A 16545-nucleotide genomic window follows, 5' to 3' on the forward strand; every position below is an offset into this window, starting at 1 on the left:
TCAGGAGGCGGCTGCGGGTGGGGAGTGCCGGGTGCGTCGTCTGCCCCGCCGGCCGCCGCCCACGTCGGCGACCGCGACGAGCAGAGCGCCGCCGACGAAGGCGACGGAGACGATGAGCCCGTGGTCGTACGCGTCGGACCAACCGTCCCCGGCGACCTGGGCGAAGAACACCGCGCCGACGGCGGCGATCCCGATGGCGGAGCCGACGCGCTGCCCGGTCTGGAGGGTGCCGCCTGCGCTGCCCGCGGTGGCGACCGGCACTTCGGACAGGGTCAGGGTCTGGTTGGGTGCGATGACCAGGCCGCTGCCGAGCCCCGCGAAGAGCAGCGGGGCGGCCATCGCCCAGCCGGCGCCCCTGCCGGGCACCAGGTGGACGGCGAGCGCGGTGGCGCCGAGCCCGATGGCCACGGCGGCCAGGCCGACGACGACGAGGGGGCGGCCGAAGCGGCCGACGAGCCGGCCGCCGGGACTGGCGGCGACGGCGGAGCCCAGGGCGAAGGGGGTGATCGCCAGACCGGCCTGGAGGGCGGTGTAGTGCAGACCGCTCTGGAGATAGAGGGTGGTGATGAAGAAGATCGAGGTGAATCCGGCGAAGTAGAGCAGGATGAGCAGACAGCCGAGCCAGTACGAGCGCACCTTGAAGAGCCGGAGGTCGACGACCGGCTGGGTGCCGCGCCGGCCGCACCGGGACTCCCAGCCGACGAACGCGGCGAGCAGCGCCACGGCCAGGATCAGCAGCAGCCACTTCCCGTCACCGGGCCACTGCCGGGACTGGACGAAGGGCAGCAGCAGGGCCAGCACGCCCGTGCCGAGCAGCAGCACGCCGAGCGGGTCGAGGTCGCGCAGCCGGACCGGGCCCGCGGACGGGGTGTCGGGCAGCAGGCGGTGGGCCAGCAGGAGGCAGACGAGGCCCAGCGGGAGGTTGACGTAGAACACCCAGCGCCAGCCCTCCTCCGCTCCGGCCGCCTGGATCAGCAGGCCGCCGAGCAGCGGGCCGACGGCGGTGGAGATGCCGACCACCGTGCCGAACATGCCGAAGGCGCGGCCGCGTTCCCGGCCCTGGAACATCTGCTGGATGAGGGCGGAGATCTGCGGCGAGACCATGCCGCCGGCCAGTCCCTGGACCAGCCGGGCGACCACCAGCCACAGGCTGGACTGGGCGGCGCCGCAGGCCGCGGAGGACAGGGTGAAGAGCGTGAGCCCCGCCATGAACACGGCGCGCCGGCCGCGGGCGTCGCCGAGCCGCCCGGCCGGGATGAGGAACAGGCCGAAGGCCAGGGCGTAACCGGACAGGACCCATTGCAGGTCGGACTCCGGGGTGTGCAGCCCTTCCTTGATGGCGGGGAGCGCGACGTTGACGATCGAGACGTCCAGGAGGGTCATGAACCCGGCGACCAGGCACACCGTGAGCGCCTGCCACCGTCGCGGATCGGGCGCGTCGTGCCCGTCGCTGTCTGCCATGGTTCGCACCCTAGGACGGGCGCCCGGATTCCTCATCCCGGCTGGTCCACCCGGCCGTGGCGCGTCCGCGCGGTCGCGGGGCGGTTAGGGTACGGCGCATGCAGTCGTACACGATCGGGCAGGCGGCCCGGCTTCTGGGGGTCAGCCCCGACACCGCCCGGCGCTGGGCCGACGCGGGGCGCGTCGCGACCCACCGCGACGAGGGCGGCCGCCGTCTCATCGACGGCCGCGACCTGGCGGCGTTCTCCGTCGAGGTCGCGCAGAACGGGGCGGGCGACGAGGAGGTCTCGTACACCTCCGCGCGCAACGCGTTCGCGGGCATCGTCACCGCGGTGAAGCTGGGCGATGTGGCCGCGCAGGTCGAGATCCAGGCGGGGCCGCACCGGCTGGTGTCCCTGCTGACACGGGAGGCCGTGGAGGAGCTGGGCCTGGAGGTCGGGGTGCAGGCCACCGCCCGGGTGAAGTCGACCAGCGTGCACATCGACCGGGCCTGACCGGTCAGTCCATGCCCTTCCGGGCCGCTGCCAGGATCTTGGCGACGGTGTGGAAGAAGCGAGTGGTGGCGTCATGGCCCAGGACGCCTTCCTGGAAGCCCTTGGCGGCCGGTGCCTTGCCGTTGATCAGGTGCCAGACGACGAAGGCGTCGTAGTCCGTGTGGCCGATGATCTCCATGTCCTTCTTCGGGGAGAGCATCGGCAGTTCCAGCTCCGACGGGATGCGCTCGGTCGTGAACACGACGCAGCAGCGGATGTCGTCGGTGACCGTGACGTCCTGGAACGGGTCGAGCGCGATCAGCGCCTCCAGCTCGGGGACCGTACGCAGGCACACCGCGACGTCGAAGCCGAGCGCCCCGGCGAGGTGGCCGCCGATCCGGGCGGCGAGCGCGGCCCGGTCGGTCTCGTCGGACTCGAAGAAGACGTTGCCGCTCTGGATGTAGCTGCGCACGGAGCCGAGACCCAGCTCCGTGAACAGTCCGCGCAGCCGTTCCATCTTCACGGAGCGGCCCGGCACGTTGAGCCCTCGGAGCAGCGCGATGTACAGCAAGTCCGGTCACCTGTTCCTGCGGGAGGGGCGCGGGGCGCGCCGGTCGCCGCCAGCGTAGCCCCGCCGCGCACACTGGACGGTATGACCGGGAAGACGACCCGCCGCAGCGCGGGGCTCCTGCTGTTCCGTACCGGTGCCGGGCGCGGTCTCGAAGTGCTCATCGGCCATATGGGCGGCCCGTTCTGGGCGGGGCGCGAGGAGGCCGCCTGGTCGGTGCCGAAGGGCGAGTACGGCCCCGGCGAGGAGCCGGGGGCGGCGGCGCGGCGGGAGTTCGCGGAGGAGTTCGGGCATCCGGCGCCGGACGGTGCGTGGGTCGCGCTGGGCGAGGTGCGTCAGGCCGGCGGGAAGACGGTGACCGTGTGGGCGCTGGAGGGCGATGCGGACCCGGCGACGGCGGTGCCCGGCACGTTCTCGATGGAGTGGCCCCGGAGGTCGGGGACGCTGCGGGAGTTCCCGGAGCTGGACCGGTTCGCCTGGTGCACTCCCGAGGAGGCGGCGGAGCGGCTGGTGAAGGGGCAGCGGGTCTTCGTGGACCGGCTGCGCGAGCGTCTGGCGGAGGGCGGGGCCTGAGGCCGGCGCCCGCCCTCCCCGGCACGGGGCCGGTCAGCTCTGCGGGAGGATGACCGCCCGGCCGTTGATCCTGCCGGCGTGCAGGCGCTCGTAGGCGAGCGGTGCCTCGTCCAGCGGGTACGTCTCGACGTGCACGTCCACCGCGCCGGTGCGGGCCAGGTCCAGCACCTCGGCCAGTTCGGAGCGCGATCCCCAGTACGGGGCGGTGACCGTCGTGTTGAACGGGAGGGCGCCGAAGCCCACGGGCAGCGCTCCGCCGCCGATCCCGACGATGGTCACGTCGGAGTCGATGGCGGCCGCCGCGCCGGCGGTGGCGACGGTGGGCGGGGCCCCGACGAAGTCCAGGACGACCTGGGCGCCGGTGCCGCCCGTCAGTTCGCGGATGCGGGCGGCCGCGTGCTCGTCGGACAGCACGGTCTCGTGCGCCCCGACGGTACGGGCGAGGGCGAGCTTGTCCTCGGTGACGTCCAGGGCGATGACCCGGACGGCCGTGAGGGCGCGCAGCAGCTGGATCGCCACGTGGCCGAGGCCGCCGGTGCCGATGACGACGGCGGTGGCCCCGGGCACCAGCTTCGGCAGGGAGCGCTTGATGGCGTGGTACGGGGTGAGGCCGGCGTCGGTGAGCGGCACGGTCCGGACCGGGTCGAGGCCGCCGAGGGGCACGAGGTGGCGCGGGTCGTCCACGATCATGTACTCGGCCATGGCTCCGGGCGAGCCGAGGCCGGGCGGGTTGATGCCGAGCTCGGCGGCGCGCAGGCAGTAGTTCTCCTTGCCCTCGGCGCACTTGACGCAGGTGCCGCAGCCCCAGGGGCCGTAGACGGCGACGGACTGGCCGGTCTCCAGGCCGGTGACGCCGTCGCCGAGCGCGGCGATCGTGCCGACGCCCTCGTGTCCGAGGGTGAGCGGCAGCGGATACGGGAACTGGTCCGCGGTCCAGCTCATCACGGCGATGTCGGAGTGGCAGACGCCCGCCGCCGTGACCTTCAGCAGCACCTGCCCGGGGCCCGGCTCCGGGTCGGGCACGGTGACGACCTCGGGTGCGGCGCCGATCTCGCGGTACTGAACTGCCTTCATGGGGTCCTCCTCGACCTCTGTGGCTTGTGTGCTGACCCCCGAAACCCCCCGCTCCCCCGGAGCCCCGCTCAGGAGGCGGAGTAGCCGCCGTCCACCAGGTGGTAGCTGCCGTGGATGAACGAGGCGCGGTCGGAGAGCAGGAACGCGGTGAGCTCCGCGACCTCCTCGGCCGTGCCGAGACGGCCCGCCGGGTGCAGCGAGATCAGGTGGTCGCGGGCCGGGCCCTCCGTGTTCCGCAGCAGCGGGGTGTCGATGAAGCCGGGGCCCACCGCGTTGATCCGGACGTTCTGGGCGGCGTATTCGAGGGCGGCGGTCTTGGTGAGGCCGACGACGCCGTGCTTGGCGGCGACGTAGGCCGGAGAACCGGCGAAGCCGTTGGTGCCCAGGATCGAGGACATGTTGACGATCGCGCCGCCGCCCGCGGCGACGATGGCGGGCAGTTCGTAGCGCATCGAGTAGAAGACGCCGCTGAGGTTGGTCGCGACGACCCGGTCCCAGTCCGCGACGGCGTACTCACCGGTCGGGTTGCTGGGGCCGCCGATGCCCGCGTTGTTCACGGCGAGGTGCAGGGCGCCGAAGGTGTCGACGGCGAACCGTACGCCCGCCTCGACGGACGCGGGGTCGGTGACGTCCATGGCCACGGCGGCGGCCCGGCCGCCGGCGCTCTCCAGGGCGGCGGCGGCCTCGCGGGCGCTCGCCTCGTCGTAGTCGGCGACGACGACCGCGGCGCCCGCGCCGGCGAGCCGGTGGACGAGGGCCAGGCCGATGCCGGAGGCCCCGCCGGTGACGAGGGCGGTACGGCCGGCGAACTCCTGGTCGGTGGGGGTGGTGGTGCTCATGGTGTGCCGTTTCCTTCCGTGGTGCTGGTGGTGCTGTGCGGCGCGGGGCCGGTGAGCAGTTCGCCGGCCAGGGCGGCGAAGGCCCGGTCCACGAGCCGGGGCAGCTCGTCGGGGCGGTTCCCGCGGACCCAGGCGGCCTGGGCGGCGAGCAGGGCACCGGCTCCGGCGGCGACCGTGACGGCGGGCCGCAGGTCGCTGAGGGGGTCGGTGCCGAGCCGGTCCGCGACGATGACGACCGAGTCCGCCTGGGCGTCCACCCGGATGTGGTGGAAGGCCGCGTAGAGGGTCGGTTCGCGCTCGGCGAGGACCAGCAGCTCGTAGATGCGCGGGCGGCGGTGCCAGGCCGGGACCCCGGGGTCCGCGAGCCAGTCCTGAACGGCCCGGTGGTAGGCGGTGAGCGGGGGCTCATCGGCCGGGCGGGCACGCAGGGCCTCGTTGATGCGGTCGCCGTCGCCCCGGACCGAGTCCAGGACGGCGTCCTCCTTGCTCGCGAAGTACCGGCTGAAGGTACGGCGGTCCAGGTCGGCGCGTTCCGCGATCTCCTCGACCGTGACCTCCCTGAGCCCCCGGTCGAGCACCAGCTCGAACGCGGCTCCGGCCAGCGCGTCCCGGGTCCGGCGGGCCTTGCGGCCCCGCCTCTCCGGAATCTTCTGCTCCGCTTGCATGTCTTTCACCGTACACCCGAAAATGTCCCGACGCGACAGAAGTCTCGCCGGGACATGAAGTGGGTGTGAGCAGCGCCTGTGACAGGCGGGGACTACCGCCCGCTGAGCGCCGCCGCGGGCCGCATCGCCTCGCGCACCGTCGGCTCGGACGGGGCCTGGGCGGGGACCGGCCCGGTGACCCGGCTCAGGGCCAGTACGGCGATGTCGTCGCGCCGCACCCCGCCGGAGAACTCCTCCAGGTCGTGTCCGAGCGCGTCGAGCAGTTCCCGGGGGCCCCGGCGGGCCCAGCGGCTCAGCCGGGCGTCGAGCGGATAGAAGCGGCCCTCGGCGTCACGGGCCTCGGTCACCCCGTCGGTGAACATCAGGAGCGTCGCGCCGGACGGGAAGTCGAGCCGTTCCGCGGAGCGGCCCTCGTCGCTGAGTTCCGCCAGACCCAACGGTACCGACGTCCGGCGCAGCGGCACGGTGGCGGCGACCCCGTCGTGCACCAGGCGGGGCGGCAGGTGGCCGCAGTTGACGGCCTGCGCGCGGCCGTCGCCGTCGAAGCCGAGGACGAGCGCGGTGACGAAGCGTTCCGCGTCACCGGTCTGGGCGGCGAAGGCGTTCTGCCGGGCGACGGCGTCCTCCAGCCGGTCCACGACGCCGATGAGGGAGGGTTCGCGGATGGCCGCCTCGCGGAACGCGCCGAGGACGGCGAAGCCCACGCCGATGGCGGGGAGCCCCTTGCCCTGGACGTCTCCGATGATCACCCGGGTTCCGTAGGGCGACTGCACGACCTCGTAGATGTCCCCGCCGACGAGATGGTCCTCCTCGATCGGCGTGTACGAGCCGTGGGCGGTGATCTGGTCGGTGGGAATGGGCAGCGGGCGCAGGATCTGGCGCTGGAGGGCGACGGCGGCGGAGCGGAGCCTGGCGACCTCGGTGGCGTGCCGGATGCGCAGGACGCAGGCGCCGATGCCGAGGAGACACGCCAGGGCGGTGAAGACGACACTGCTCCCGATGTCCCAGTAGCTCCCCCCGGCCGCCAGGCGCGAGGCGACGGCCACCGCCATGACGAAGGCGGCGACACCGGTGGTCTGGGCGATCGTGCCGAAGACCGAGACGAACGCCGGTACCACCACCAGCAGGGGCACCAGACGCAGATCCTGGCCCGACAGCACGTCCAGGCAGACGATCGCGGCGGTCAGCAGGGCCAGCGCGCCGAACAGCACCCCGTTACCGACCCTGCGGGCGCGCACGGCGTCCTCTCCGAGGTCGGTGCCGGGAAGCGTCACGTGGGGCGCGAGCCGGCTCAGGAGTCCGATCGTCAAGGTCCTCTCCTTCCGGGATCTGCCGGCCGGGTGCCGGCGCGTATCTCCATTCGACCCGGTCGGAGGGCGGCGCACACGAGGCTTACGGCCCCGGAGGCCCGGACGAAGGTCCCGTGCAGCGCTCCGCTCAGCGCGCCGCGGTGGCGGCGGGACGTCCCGGCCCGGGCACTCCGGCCGGGACGAGCGCGGCCAGGAATTCGACCTGCCGGCGGAGCTCGAAGCCCAGCGACTCGTAGAGCCGGACGGCTCCGGTGTTGGCGGCGGCCGCGTGCAGGAACGGGGTCTCGCCGCGCTGCCGGATCTCGTGGGCGACGGCGCGCACGAGTCCGCCGCCGAGCCCCTGGCCGCGTACCGACTCATCGGTGCAGACGGCGCTTATCTCGCTCCAGCCCGGCGGGCGCATGCGCTCCCCGGCCATGGCGACGAGCACCCCGTCCCGGCGCACCCCGAGGTAGCTGCCGAGCTCGATGGTCCGGGGCTCGAAGGGGCCCGGCCGGGTGCGGGCGACCAGGTCGAGCATGTCCGGTACGTCGGCGGGGCCCAGCCGGACCGCTCCGGGGAGGGGCGCCGCGGCCACGCCCGCGTCCACCAGCTGGACGCCGGGGGCGTGGAAGGTGATCTCCCAGCCGGCGGGCGGGGGCTCCCGGAACGCGGTGATGGTGACGGCTCCGCCCGGCCCGGTGAGCGCCGCCGCGTCGGCCCAGTCGGCGGGCCCGGGGTCCGGCGGGAGGGCGACCCAGGAGGCGACCTCGGAGGGGTAGCGCAGCACGCGGCCCCGGCGTTCGGCGAGGTGGGCGTGCGGGCCGCGCAGCGCGGTGCCCACCGGGTCGTCCAGCGGGTGGCCGGGGTCCGGGCGCGTCTTCACGCGGTCACCTCGATCACGGTCTTGCCCAGAGCGTGGCCGTCCTCCACCGCGCGCAGCCCCTCGGCCGCCCGGCCGAGGGGCACGGTCCGGGTCACGTGGGTGCGCAGGACGCCGTCGACGGTGAGCCGGGCCACCTCGTCGAGGACGGCGGCGGTACGGGCCCGCCGGACGGGTGCTCCGCCCAGGGCCTGTCCGGCCATTCGCGTCGTCCGCCCGGAGGGCGGCCCGGGCGGCGTCAGGCGGATCCCCGAGTTCTCGGCGTGCCGGCCGCAATCCCTCGTACTGGACGTACTCGGGATTTCGGCCGGTGCGGCGGGAGTGCGTGCCAGGCGTCGCGGGCCGGACGGGACTTTCCGGACACGGCCTGGGCCGGGCCGGCGCAGTCCGTCGTAGGGGGTGGCGACGCCGGTGAAGGACAGGGCGGCCGGCTTGTGGGCGGCCACGAGCAGTTCGCCGGGGCCGGGTTTCGGCCGTTCCGGATCGGTGAGGACCTCCGCCTCCGGTCCGCCGTTGCGGGTGAACACATACGCCTTCGGCATGAGCTCCTTCTCCCCTGTTCCGTGCGCCGGCGCCCCGCTGACGGGCGCCACAGCTGCGGCAAGGACGCGTGGCGCGCGGGTATTCCCGTACCGTCGATTTCAACTCAATCACGGCCCGGTACGCGCCGGTCCGCCCCTGCGGCGGCCCGTCCTGTGGCACGCTGAGTGCGGCCGTCCCACCGGGCTCCCCCGTACCGGTGGGGCGGTCGCGCGCCGTCACGGGGCCGGGCGCCCCGGTCCGGTCAGTCGCCGTCCCGCCCGGGCGCCCGGCCCGCGTAGTAGGTGGCGACCATGTCCTCCCCGCCGTGTCCGGCGGCCTCGGCGCGCTCGAAGCGGGCGGCCGACGCGGTGGTCAGGTCCAGCCGGACACCGGCCCGGGCGGCCGCGTCGAGGATGAGACGGGTGTCCTTGAGGGCGGTGGACAGGGCGAAGCTGGGCGTCAGGTCGCCGTCCAGCACGGCGGCGGACTTCGCCTGGAGGTAGCCGGAGTCGAGCGGGCCGCCCTTGACCAGGCCGAGGAACGTACGCGGGTCGACGCCGAGCCCTTCGGCGAGGTTCAGGCACTCCGCGACGCCGCCGACCGTGTTGACGACCCAGGCGTTGACCACGAGCTTCAGCCGGGACGCCGTGCCCGGCTCCGCACCGGCCCACACCGTGCGCCGGCCGATCGCGTCCAGCACCGGTGCGACCACCTCGCGGGCGGCCTCCGGGCCGGAGACGAGGACGGTCAGCGCGCCCTGCTCGGCGGGCTGCCGGGTGCCGACGACCGGGGCGTCCAGGTGGACCAGGCCGAGGTCGGCGGCGCGCCGGGCCAGCTCGACGGCGCCGTCCGGGCCGACCGTGGAGGTCTGGACGAGCACCTGGCCCCGGTGCAGCCCCTCGGATGCGGCGGTGAGCGCGGCGGTGACGGCGGTCGTGTCGGGGAGCGCGGTGAGCACGACCTGGGCGCCGCGCACGGCCTCGGCCGCCGTGCCGGTGACGGTGGCGCCGTCGGCGGCGAGCGGGGCGGCCTTGGCCTGCGTGCGGTTCCAGGCCCGGACCTCCAGACCGGCACGGAGCAGGCTGCGGGCCATGGCCGCGCCCATGATCCCGGTGCCGAGCACGGCGACGACCGGCTGCCGGGGGGTGTGGGGGGCTGCTGAAGACATGGGGGTTCCCTTCGTCGGCCGCGCTCCGGGGAGGGGTGCGCGGCGGATTCGGCTTCTCAGGGGTGCCGCAGCGCGCCTTCCAGCACGGCGGCGTGTACGGCTCGGGCGAGCCGGGCGCCCCAGCGGGAGCGCGGGCCCGCGAACGGTTCGGCGGCGCCGGTCTCCGGCCCGGGTTCGGGCGCGGCGAGGCAGACGGCGTCCGTGGGGGTGCCGGAGCAGTCGAGTCCGGCGTCCAGGAGCGCCTGGACCTTGGCCTCCGTGGCGGTGGCGACGGCGTTGACCAGGGCGGCGTCGGACAGGGGTATCGGGAAGGTCACCACGATGTTGACGGTGCCGGGGCTCGGCGGTCCGCCGGTGCCCTCGGCCGGTGCGGCGGCCCAGCCGCGTACGCCCAGACCGCAGGTGGCGGTGGCGTGCACATGCTCGTCGTCGGCGGTGGTGTACGCGGTGACGTCGGCGGCGGTCATCAGTCCGGCGCCGGGGCCGGTGAGGCGGGCGGCGGCGGCGATCTCGGCGAGGTGGCGGTCCGGGTCCATGCGGGGGTAGCCGCCGGGGACCTGCGCGTTGAGGATCCACTCGCGCGGGCCGATGCCGCCGCCCAGCACCGCGCTGCTGCACACCCGCCAGCCGGGGCCCAGCCGCCACACGAGGTGGTGCAGCTCCGCGCCGTCCTCGCGCCGGGCGTGCAGTGCGCCGCGCTGGGCGGGCAGCCGGCTGCGTACGGAACGGATGGGGTACCCCCGGGGTGGCGCGACGGGACGCGATCGGTGTGGACCCGTTGATCATATGTGCCGGTTCCGGCGCATCCCCCGGCCCGTTCACTCGGATGGCGTAACGGGTGCAAGAGCCGCACAGCCGCGTGAGACGGGGGCTGCGACGGTCCGGGGCGGATACCGCGCGCCGCGCCCGGTGGCCGGGCGGTTGCAGCGTCCATCCGGGTGAGGCGCGATGGAATCCGGACGCGCCTTCTCTGCTGGACCCACCCACAGGACGCGCCCGGGCGAGGAGGATTCGGATATGGGAGCCGCTGACGGTTTCACGGATTCCGGAGAGCTCGACGGCCTGACGGTGTACGACACCGAGGGCGAGAAGATCGGCAACGTGGGCCGCGTGTATGTCGACGACAACACCGGCCGCCCGGACTGGATCACGGTGAAGACCGGCCTGTTCGGCATGAAGGAGAGTTTCGTGCCTCTCGCCGGAGCCCGTCGAGTGGGCTCCGACCTGCACATCTCGCACGGCAAGGACCAGGTCAAGGAAGCCCCCCGGGTGGACGCGGACGCGCATCTTTCCGTGTCCGAGGAGGAGGAGCTGTACCGGCACTACGGCCTGACCAGGAACACCCGGGGCAATCTGGGCGACGGTTCCGGGACCGGCGCACCGACCACCACGGGCACCGGCACCATGGGCGCGGCCGGCACCGGCGCGGCGGCCGGGGCCGGAGCAGGGGCCGGGGCCATGGGCGCGGCCGGCACCTCCGGCACGGACCGCACGCAGACGGCCGGCACCGGCAGGCACCGGGACACCGAGGCGGCGGGCACGGGCGCGGGACGTCCGCTGGCCGGCGCCGGCGCGGGCACCCGGTCCGGGGCCGACCTGGGCGGCAAGGAGGAGATGATCCGCTCCGAGGAGCAGCTGCACATCGGCACCGAGGAGTACGAGAGCGGCAGGGCCCGCCTGCACAAGTACGTCGTCACCGAGAACGTCACGCGCAGCGTGCCGGTCTCGCACGAGGAGGTACGGGTGGTCCGTGAGCCGTTGCAGCCGGGCGACAGGACGGCGCGCGCGGGCGACCTCACGGAGCAGGACGTGGAGGTCACCCTGCACGCGGAACGCGCCACGATGCGCAAGGAGACCGTCCCGGTCGAGCGCGTCCGGATGGAAACCCAGAGGGTGACGGAGCAGAAGGAGGTCTCCGCCGAGCTGCGCAAGGAGCAGATCGACTACGCGGACGGCACCACCAAGGGCGGCAAGGAGATGGGCGGCAAGGACACCGGCGGCGACATGGGACGAGGACGCCACCGCTGACCCCCGCCGGCATGACTGCCGCACCGCACCGCAGGCGAAGGGCGGGCCCCGGCCGGGCCCGCCCTCTCGTGTGCCCGGGGCCCGTCAGGGCAGGAAGCGCACCGAGGGCCGCCCCTGCGGGCCGTCCGGGGTGACGACGGACCGCACCCGGTAGACCTCCTCGATCAGCTCCTCGGTGATGACCTGCGCGGGTGTCCCGCCCGCGACCGCCCGGCCGCCGCTCAGCACCACGATCCGGTCGCAGAACATGGCGGCCAGATTGAGGTCGTGCAGGGCGACGACGGCGGTCAGCGGGAGCGAGGCGACCAGCGAGAGCAGTTCCAGCTGGTGCTGGATGTCCAGGTGGTTGGTCGGTTCGTCCAGCAGGAGTTCGCGGGGCCGCTGGGCGAGCGCGCGGGCGATCTGGACGCGCTGGCGCTCCCCGCCGGACAGCGTGTGCCAGGACTGGTCGCGCCGGCCGGTGAGCCCGGTGCGTGCCAGCGCCTCGTCCACCGCCGCCGCGTCCTCGCCCGTGGGGGCGGCCCAGGCGCGACGGTGCGGGATGCGGCCGAGGCGTACGACGTCCAGGACACTCAGCTCGTCCTGGGTGACGGCGTGCTGGTCCACGACCGCGACCCGCCGGGCCACCGCGCGCCGGCCCACGGCGGGCAGCGCTTCGCCATCCAGGGTGACGACGCCCGTGTGCGGGGCGAGGACGCCGGCGAGGATGCGCAGCAGCGTGGACTTGCCGGAGCCGTTGGGGCCGATCAGGCCCACGGTGGTGCCGGGTTCCGGGGCGAGGGTCACGCCGTCCAGGAGGAGGCGGCCGCCGGCTTCCCGGCCGACGCGGGCGGCGCGCAGGCCCTCGGCCGCCGTACCGTTCCCGGTCATGCGGGCCGCCTGGTGCGGTAGAGGACGGCGACGAAGGCGGGCACGCCGATGAGGGCGGTGACGACGCCCACCGGGACCTCCTGGGGGTCGAGAACGGTCCGGGCGAGGGTGTCGACCCAGACGAGGAAGACGGCCCCGGCGAGCGCGGTGACCGGCAGCAGTCTGCGGTGGCCCGAGCCGGTGAGGGCGCGGGCGGCGTGCGGCAGGACCAGGCCGACGAAGCCGATGGCCCCGGCCGAGCTGACGAGCGCGGCGGTCAGCAGTGCGGTCGTGCAGAGCAGGACGGTACGGACGCGGGTGACGTTCACGCCGAGGGCGGCGGCCGCGTCCTGCCCGAAGGCGAAGGCGTCGAGCGTACGGGCATGGCCCAGGCAGACGAGCAGGCTGACGGCGAGGACGGCGGAGCAGACCCAGACATCGGTCCAGCCGACCCCGCCGAGCGAGCCGAGCAGCCAGAACAGCACGCCACGGGTCTGTTCGGCGTCGGCGGCCGTCATGACGACGAACGAGGTCAGCGCCGAGAACAGCTGCATGGCGGCGACCCCGGAGAGCACGACCCGGTCGGTGGAGCCGCCGAGGGTGTGGCTGAGCAGCATCACCAGGGCGAAGGAGCAGAGCGCCCCGATGAACGCCCCGGCCGGCAGCGTCACCGCTCCCCCGCCGACACCGAGCACGACGACCAGGACCGCGCCGGTGGACGCGCCCGAGGAGACGCCGAGGACGAACGGGTCGGCCAGCGGATTGCGCAGCAGGGACTGCATGACGGTCCCGCAGACCGCGAGCCCGGCCCCGCAGACGGCGGCGAGCAGGGTGCGCGGCATGCGCAGGTTCCAGATGATGCCGTCGCGGATCGGGCTGAGCCGGGCCTCGCCGACGCCGAGGTGGGCGGCGACGGCGGACCAGACGTCCACGACGGAGATCCGGGCCGGTCCGATGGTGACGGCGACCGCGACGGAGAGGGCGAGCAGCAGGAGGCCGCCGGTCCACAGGAGGCCGTCGCGCAGGCCGCGCGCGGTTTCGGGGGCCCTTTCGCGCGGGGCCTTGTTGTGCGGGGCCTTTTCGTGCAGGGCCTTTTCGTGCGGGGCGGTGGGCCGGTCGGTGGCCGTCACCCCGCGAGCCCGAAGTCGCGCAGCCCGGCCGCCACCAGCTCGACGCCCTCGACCGTGCGGATGGTCGGGTTCATGGCCTGGCCGCTGAGCAGGACGTAACGCTTGTGGCGTACGGCGTCCATCTTCTTCGTGACGGGGTTGGACTCCAGGAAGGCGATCTTCCCGGCGGCGCTCTCGGCGGTCTGCGACTTGCGGGTGAGGTCGCCGATGACCAGCACGTCCGGGTTGCGGTCGGCGACGGTCTCCCAGTTGATCTGGGGCCATTCGTCGTGCGTGTCGTCGAAGACGTTCTTCAGGTCCAGTTCCCGGGTGATGATGCCCGGCGCCCCGCAGCAGCCCGCCAGGTAGGGCGACTCGGAGTTGGCGAACCAGTACATGACGGAGGTGCCCGAGCCGTCGATGCCGTCGGTGGCCTCGCGGATACGGGTGCGGAGCTCGGCGACCAGCTTCTCGCCGCGCCCGGGCACGCCGAACACACGGGCCAGGTCGGTCACTTCGGCGTAGACGCTGTCCATGGTGAGGGCGCCGGTGCGGACGCCGTCGCCGTCCTTGGTGTTGTCCTTGGCGGTGCAGTCGGCGGGCGCGACATAGGTGGGGACGCCCAGCTTCTCGAACTGCTCGCGCGGGGCGACGCCGCCCTTGGCGAGGGTCGATTCGAAGTCGGCGGCGACGAAGTCGGGCTCCTGGTCGAGGACCTTCTCGGAGGAGGGCCGGTTGTCGGCGATCCGCTTCACACCCGCGTTGGCCTTCTCCAGGCCCTTCATCACCGGGTCGGTCCAGGTGGCGGTGGCCGCGATGCGGTCCTGGAGGCCGAGTGAGAGCAGGATCTCCGTGGTGCCCTGGTCGACGGAGACCGCGCGGCGGGGCGCGGCGCTCACGGTGACGGTGCGCCCGCAGTTCTTGAGCGTGACCGGATAGCCGTCCTCCTTGCCGGACGCGGCGGCCTTTTCGGAGGGCGATCCCCCGCAGGCCGTCAGCAGCAGGAGCGCGGCGGTGAGCAGGGCGGCGGAACGGGCGGGGCCGGATATCGGCGGCACGGGGTACCTCGGCGTCTCTGGGCCCATGCGCGGGGCCCGCTGTGCGGTCCGCCGCCCGGTCCCGGGCGGCGGTCGCCAGCAGGTCTTCGGACTCGGGTTCGCTCGGACGGGACGCCTTCCCGGGAGACGCCGGGTCTCCCAGTGGCCGTGGCCCCGCCCGTCCCCCTCACCGCTGCGCGTCAGTTCCGGATTCGCACCGGATTCCCTGACCCCTACATGGAGTTCGACTGGCTCCGGGGACGCTACCACGGGCATCCGCGCAGCTCAGAGCCGCCCCCCAGGGGCTCATGGGCGTTGCAGGGCCACCACCGCGTTGTGCCCGCCGAAGCCGAAGGAGTGGCTGACGGCCCGGCGGACCGGCCGTACCAGCGGCACCTTGGTGACGCAGTCGATGTCGAACCCGGGCGCGGGCGCGTCCAGGTTGGCGACCGGCGGGACGACCCCGCGCTGGAGGGTGAGGATCGTCAGCCCCGCCTCGATCGCCCCGGCCGCGCCCATGCAGTGCCCGAGCACGCCCTTGGGGGCGGTGACGGGTGGCCGGTGCGGGTACACCCGGCTGATCAGCGCGGCCTCGGCGGCGTCGTTGCGTACGGTCGCCGTGCCGTGCGCGTTGACGTGCTCCACCTCGTCGGCCCGCCAGCCCGCGTCGCGCAGGGCGGCCTCGACGGCGGCCCGGGCGATCCGCCCGTCGGGGTGCGGGCTGGTGGGGTGGTGGGCGTCCGTGGTGGCGCCGGTGCCGGCCAGCAGGGCCCTGGGTTCGGCGCCCCTGGCCTCCGCGTCGGCGGCGCGTTCCAGCACCATGACCGCGGCGCCCTCGCCCATGACGAGTCCGGCCCGGTCGGCGGCGAACGGCCGGCTGAGCCGGGACAGGTCGCCGTCCGCGAGGGCGGCGGCCCCGGACCGGGCGAAGCCGGTCATGGCGATCGGGAAGACCGTCGACTCGGTCGCCCCCGCGATGGCCACGTCGCACTGCCCGGTGGCCAGCAGGTCGCGGGCGACGGACAGCGCGGTGACGCCGGACGAACAGGCCGTGCAGGGGGCCATGCTGGGGCCGGTGGCCCGCATCTCGATGGCGATCTCGGCGGCGGGCATGTTGGGGATGGTCAGCAGGACCCCGGCCGGCGAGGTCGCCTCGGGGCCCCTGCGCTCCAGCACCAGCGCCTGGTCGGTGAGGTGGGCGGATCCCCCGCTGCTGGTGCCGACGACGACCGCGACCCGGCTGCCGTCCCAGCCGGCCGGGTCGAGCCCGGCGTCGGCCACGGCCTCCCGGGCGGCCAGGACCGCGAACTTGACGTACCGGCCCATCCGGAAGGCCGTACGGCGGCCGATCTCGGCGTCCAGGTCGATGCCGTCGACCACGCAGGCGAAGTCGATCGCGCACCCGGCGAGCGCGGGGACGGTGCGGGCCGGGCTCACCGCGGCGCACACCCCGTCCCAGGTCGACTCGGTGTCGTTGCCGACCGGGGTGATCATGCCGAGCCCGGTGACGGCGACGGCCGGTGTCCTCATCGGGCGGCGGCCGACGCGTGGAGGTGCGCCGTGAGCTCGGCGAGGGTGGTCCCCCGGGTGAGGGTGCCGGTGTCCAGCTCGGCCCCGGTGGTCTCGCGCAGGACGACGGCGAACTCGGCGGCCGCGAGGGAGTCCATGTCCAGGCTGTCCATCGTGGAGTCCGGAAGGATCTCGGCCACGGGCACCTCGAAGGTACGGCTGAGTACGTCGGTGATGTGGGGGTGGATCAGGCTCATGGTCTTCCTTTCCTCAGGTCCATCCGGTGTCCGGCCGGCGGGGTGTCCGGTGGGGTGTCCGGCGCCGGCGCGCACGGCCCCGACGCCGGAACAACTGAGCAGCGTCGATCCGGTTACGCCTTGCGGCGAACCGATTCGCCAACGCCCGTCCGGGGCGCCCCGCACCACCGCGCGAACAAGGCGACGGCCGTCCAGTAGGCGAGGAGCACGGCCCCCGCCCCGAGCCCCTGCACGGCCCGCA

General features: G+C 74.3%; 18 protein-coding genes and 1 riboswitch. Of the genes, 3 read left to right on the top strand and 15 right to left on the bottom strand.

Annotated features, from left to right (window positions below; genetic code table 11):
* Positions 1 to 1461: an MFS transporter gene (locus tag OG338_RS00925; RefSeq protein ID WP_405935474.1), complete on the bottom strand. Its 1461-nt coding sequence runs from the start codon at positions 1459 to 1461 to the stop codon at positions 1 to 3.
* Between the two features lie 98 nt (positions 1462 to 1559).
* Between OG338_RS00925 and OG338_RS00930 the strand changes: the two genes are divergently transcribed.
* The gene (locus OG338_RS00930; protein ID WP_018102867.1) at positions 1560 to 1955 is read left to right on the top strand and encodes a molybdopterin-binding protein; all 396 of its coding nucleotides are present in this window, start codon (positions 1560 to 1562) and stop codon (positions 1953 to 1955) included.
* A 4-nt stretch (positions 1956 to 1959) separates the two neighbouring features.
* Here OG338_RS00930 and OG338_RS00935 read toward each other — a convergent pair whose 3' ends face one another.
* Positions 1960 to 2505 (bottom strand): DUF1697 domain-containing protein, encoded by a 546-nt coding sequence (locus OG338_RS00935; RefSeq protein WP_405935475.1) that lies wholly within the window; start codon positions 2503 to 2505, stop codon positions 1960 to 1962.
* Positions 2506 to 2586: 81 nt separating this feature from the next.
* Here OG338_RS00935 and OG338_RS00940 point away from each other — a divergent pair, with 81 nt between their 5' ends.
* A complete protein-coding gene (locus OG338_RS00940; RefSeq protein WP_405935476.1) occupies positions 2587 to 3075 on the top strand; it encodes an NUDIX domain-containing protein in 489 nt (162 codons plus the stop codon).
* 33 nt (positions 3076 to 3108) lie between these two features.
* On the opposite strand, the gene OG338_RS00945 is transcribed toward OG338_RS00940, so the two are convergent.
* The 8 genes from OG338_RS00945 to OG338_RS00980 all read right to left on the bottom strand — a co-directional run bounded on the left by OG338_RS00945 (position 3109) and on the right by OG338_RS00980 (position 10162).
* Positions 3109 to 4149 (bottom strand): NAD(P)-dependent alcohol dehydrogenase, encoded by a 1041-nt coding sequence (locus tag OG338_RS00945; RefSeq protein ID WP_405935477.1) that lies wholly within the window; start codon positions 4147 to 4149, stop codon positions 3109 to 3111.
* A gap of 68 nt (positions 4150 to 4217) precedes the next feature.
* Positions 4218 to 4988, bottom strand: a complete 771-nt coding sequence (locus OG338_RS00950) for an SDR family NAD(P)-dependent oxidoreductase (protein WP_405935478.1) — start codon at positions 4986 to 4988, stop codon at positions 4218 to 4220.
* Complete coding sequence (locus OG338_RS00955; RefSeq protein WP_405935479.1) at positions 4985 to 5653, bottom strand: TetR family transcriptional regulator; 669 nt, start codon at positions 5651 to 5653, stop codon at positions 4985 to 4987. The genes OG338_RS00950 and OG338_RS00955 overlap by 4 nt, the downstream gene beginning before the upstream one ends.
* Positions 5654 to 5745: 92 nt before the next feature.
* Positions 5746 to 6963: a PP2C family protein-serine/threonine phosphatase gene (locus OG338_RS00960; RefSeq protein WP_405935480.1), complete on the bottom strand. Its 1218-nt coding sequence runs from the start codon at positions 6961 to 6963 to the stop codon at positions 5746 to 5748.
* 127 nt (positions 6964 to 7090) lie between these two features.
* Positions 7091 to 7828 (bottom strand): GNAT family N-acetyltransferase, encoded by a 738-nt coding sequence (locus tag OG338_RS00965; RefSeq protein ID WP_405935481.1) that lies wholly within the window; start codon positions 7826 to 7828, stop codon positions 7091 to 7093.
* Positions 7825 to 8367, bottom strand: coding sequence for a zinc-binding dehydrogenase (locus OG338_RS00970; RefSeq protein WP_405935482.1), 543 nt, complete (start codon positions 8365 to 8367; stop codon positions 7825 to 7827). Before OG338_RS00970 ends, OG338_RS00965 begins: the two co-directional genes overlap by 4 nt.
* A gap of 242 nt (positions 8368 to 8609) precedes the next feature.
* Positions 8610 to 9515 (bottom strand): NAD(P)-dependent oxidoreductase, encoded by a 906-nt coding sequence (locus tag OG338_RS00975; protein ID WP_405935483.1) that lies wholly within the window; start codon positions 9513 to 9515, stop codon positions 8610 to 8612.
* 56 nt (positions 9516 to 9571) lie between these two features.
* Positions 9572 to 10162, bottom strand: coding sequence for an adenosylcobinamide amidohydrolase (locus tag OG338_RS00980; RefSeq protein WP_405935484.1), 591 nt, complete (start codon positions 10160 to 10162; stop codon positions 9572 to 9574).
* A 370-nt stretch (positions 10163 to 10532) separates the two neighbouring features.
* Here OG338_RS00980 and OG338_RS00985 point away from each other — a divergent pair, with 370 nt between their 5' ends.
* Positions 10533 to 11543 (top strand): PRC and DUF2382 domain-containing protein, encoded by a 1011-nt coding sequence (locus OG338_RS00985; protein ID WP_405935485.1) that lies wholly within the window; start codon positions 10533 to 10535, stop codon positions 11541 to 11543.
* An 84-nt stretch (positions 11544 to 11627) separates the two neighbouring features.
* Here OG338_RS00985 and OG338_RS00990 read toward each other — a convergent pair whose 3' ends face one another.
* From OG338_RS00990 to OG338_RS01010, 5 genes are all read right to left on the bottom strand, one after another.
* Positions 11628 to 12413 (bottom strand): ABC transporter ATP-binding protein, encoded by a 786-nt coding sequence (locus OG338_RS00990; protein ID WP_405935486.1) that lies wholly within the window; start codon positions 12411 to 12413, stop codon positions 11628 to 11630.
* Positions 12410 to 13480: a FecCD family ABC transporter permease gene (locus OG338_RS00995; RefSeq protein ID WP_405940279.1), complete on the bottom strand. Its 1071-nt coding sequence runs from the start codon at positions 13478 to 13480 to the stop codon at positions 12410 to 12412. The genes OG338_RS00990 and OG338_RS00995 overlap by 4 nt, the downstream gene beginning before the upstream one ends.
* 38 nt (positions 13481 to 13518) lie before the next feature.
* A complete protein-coding gene (locus tag OG338_RS01000; protein WP_405935487.1) occupies positions 13519 to 14586 on the bottom strand; it encodes an ABC transporter substrate-binding protein in 1068 nt (355 codons plus the stop codon).
* Positions 14587 to 14633: 47 nt separating this feature from the next.
* Positions 14634 to 14791: riboswitch (cobalamin riboswitch) on the bottom strand.
* A 53-nt stretch (positions 14792 to 14844) separates the two neighbouring features.
* The gene (locus OG338_RS01005; RefSeq protein ID WP_405935488.1) at positions 14845 to 16068 is read right to left on the bottom strand and encodes a beta-ketoacyl-[acyl-carrier-protein] synthase family protein; all 1224 of its coding nucleotides are present in this window, start codon (positions 16066 to 16068) and stop codon (positions 14845 to 14847) included.
* Complete coding sequence (locus OG338_RS01010) at positions 16065 to 16304, bottom strand: acyl carrier protein (protein WP_405935489.1); 240 nt, start codon at positions 16302 to 16304, stop codon at positions 16065 to 16067. Before OG338_RS01010 ends, OG338_RS01005 begins: the two co-directional genes overlap by 4 nt.
* Positions 16305 to 16545 lie beyond the last annotated feature (241 nt).

The sequence above is a fragment of the Streptomyces sp. NBC_00726 genome, from assembly GCF_045161735.1.
Lineage (GTDB): Bacteria > Actinomycetota > Actinomycetes > Streptomycetales > Streptomycetaceae > Streptomyces.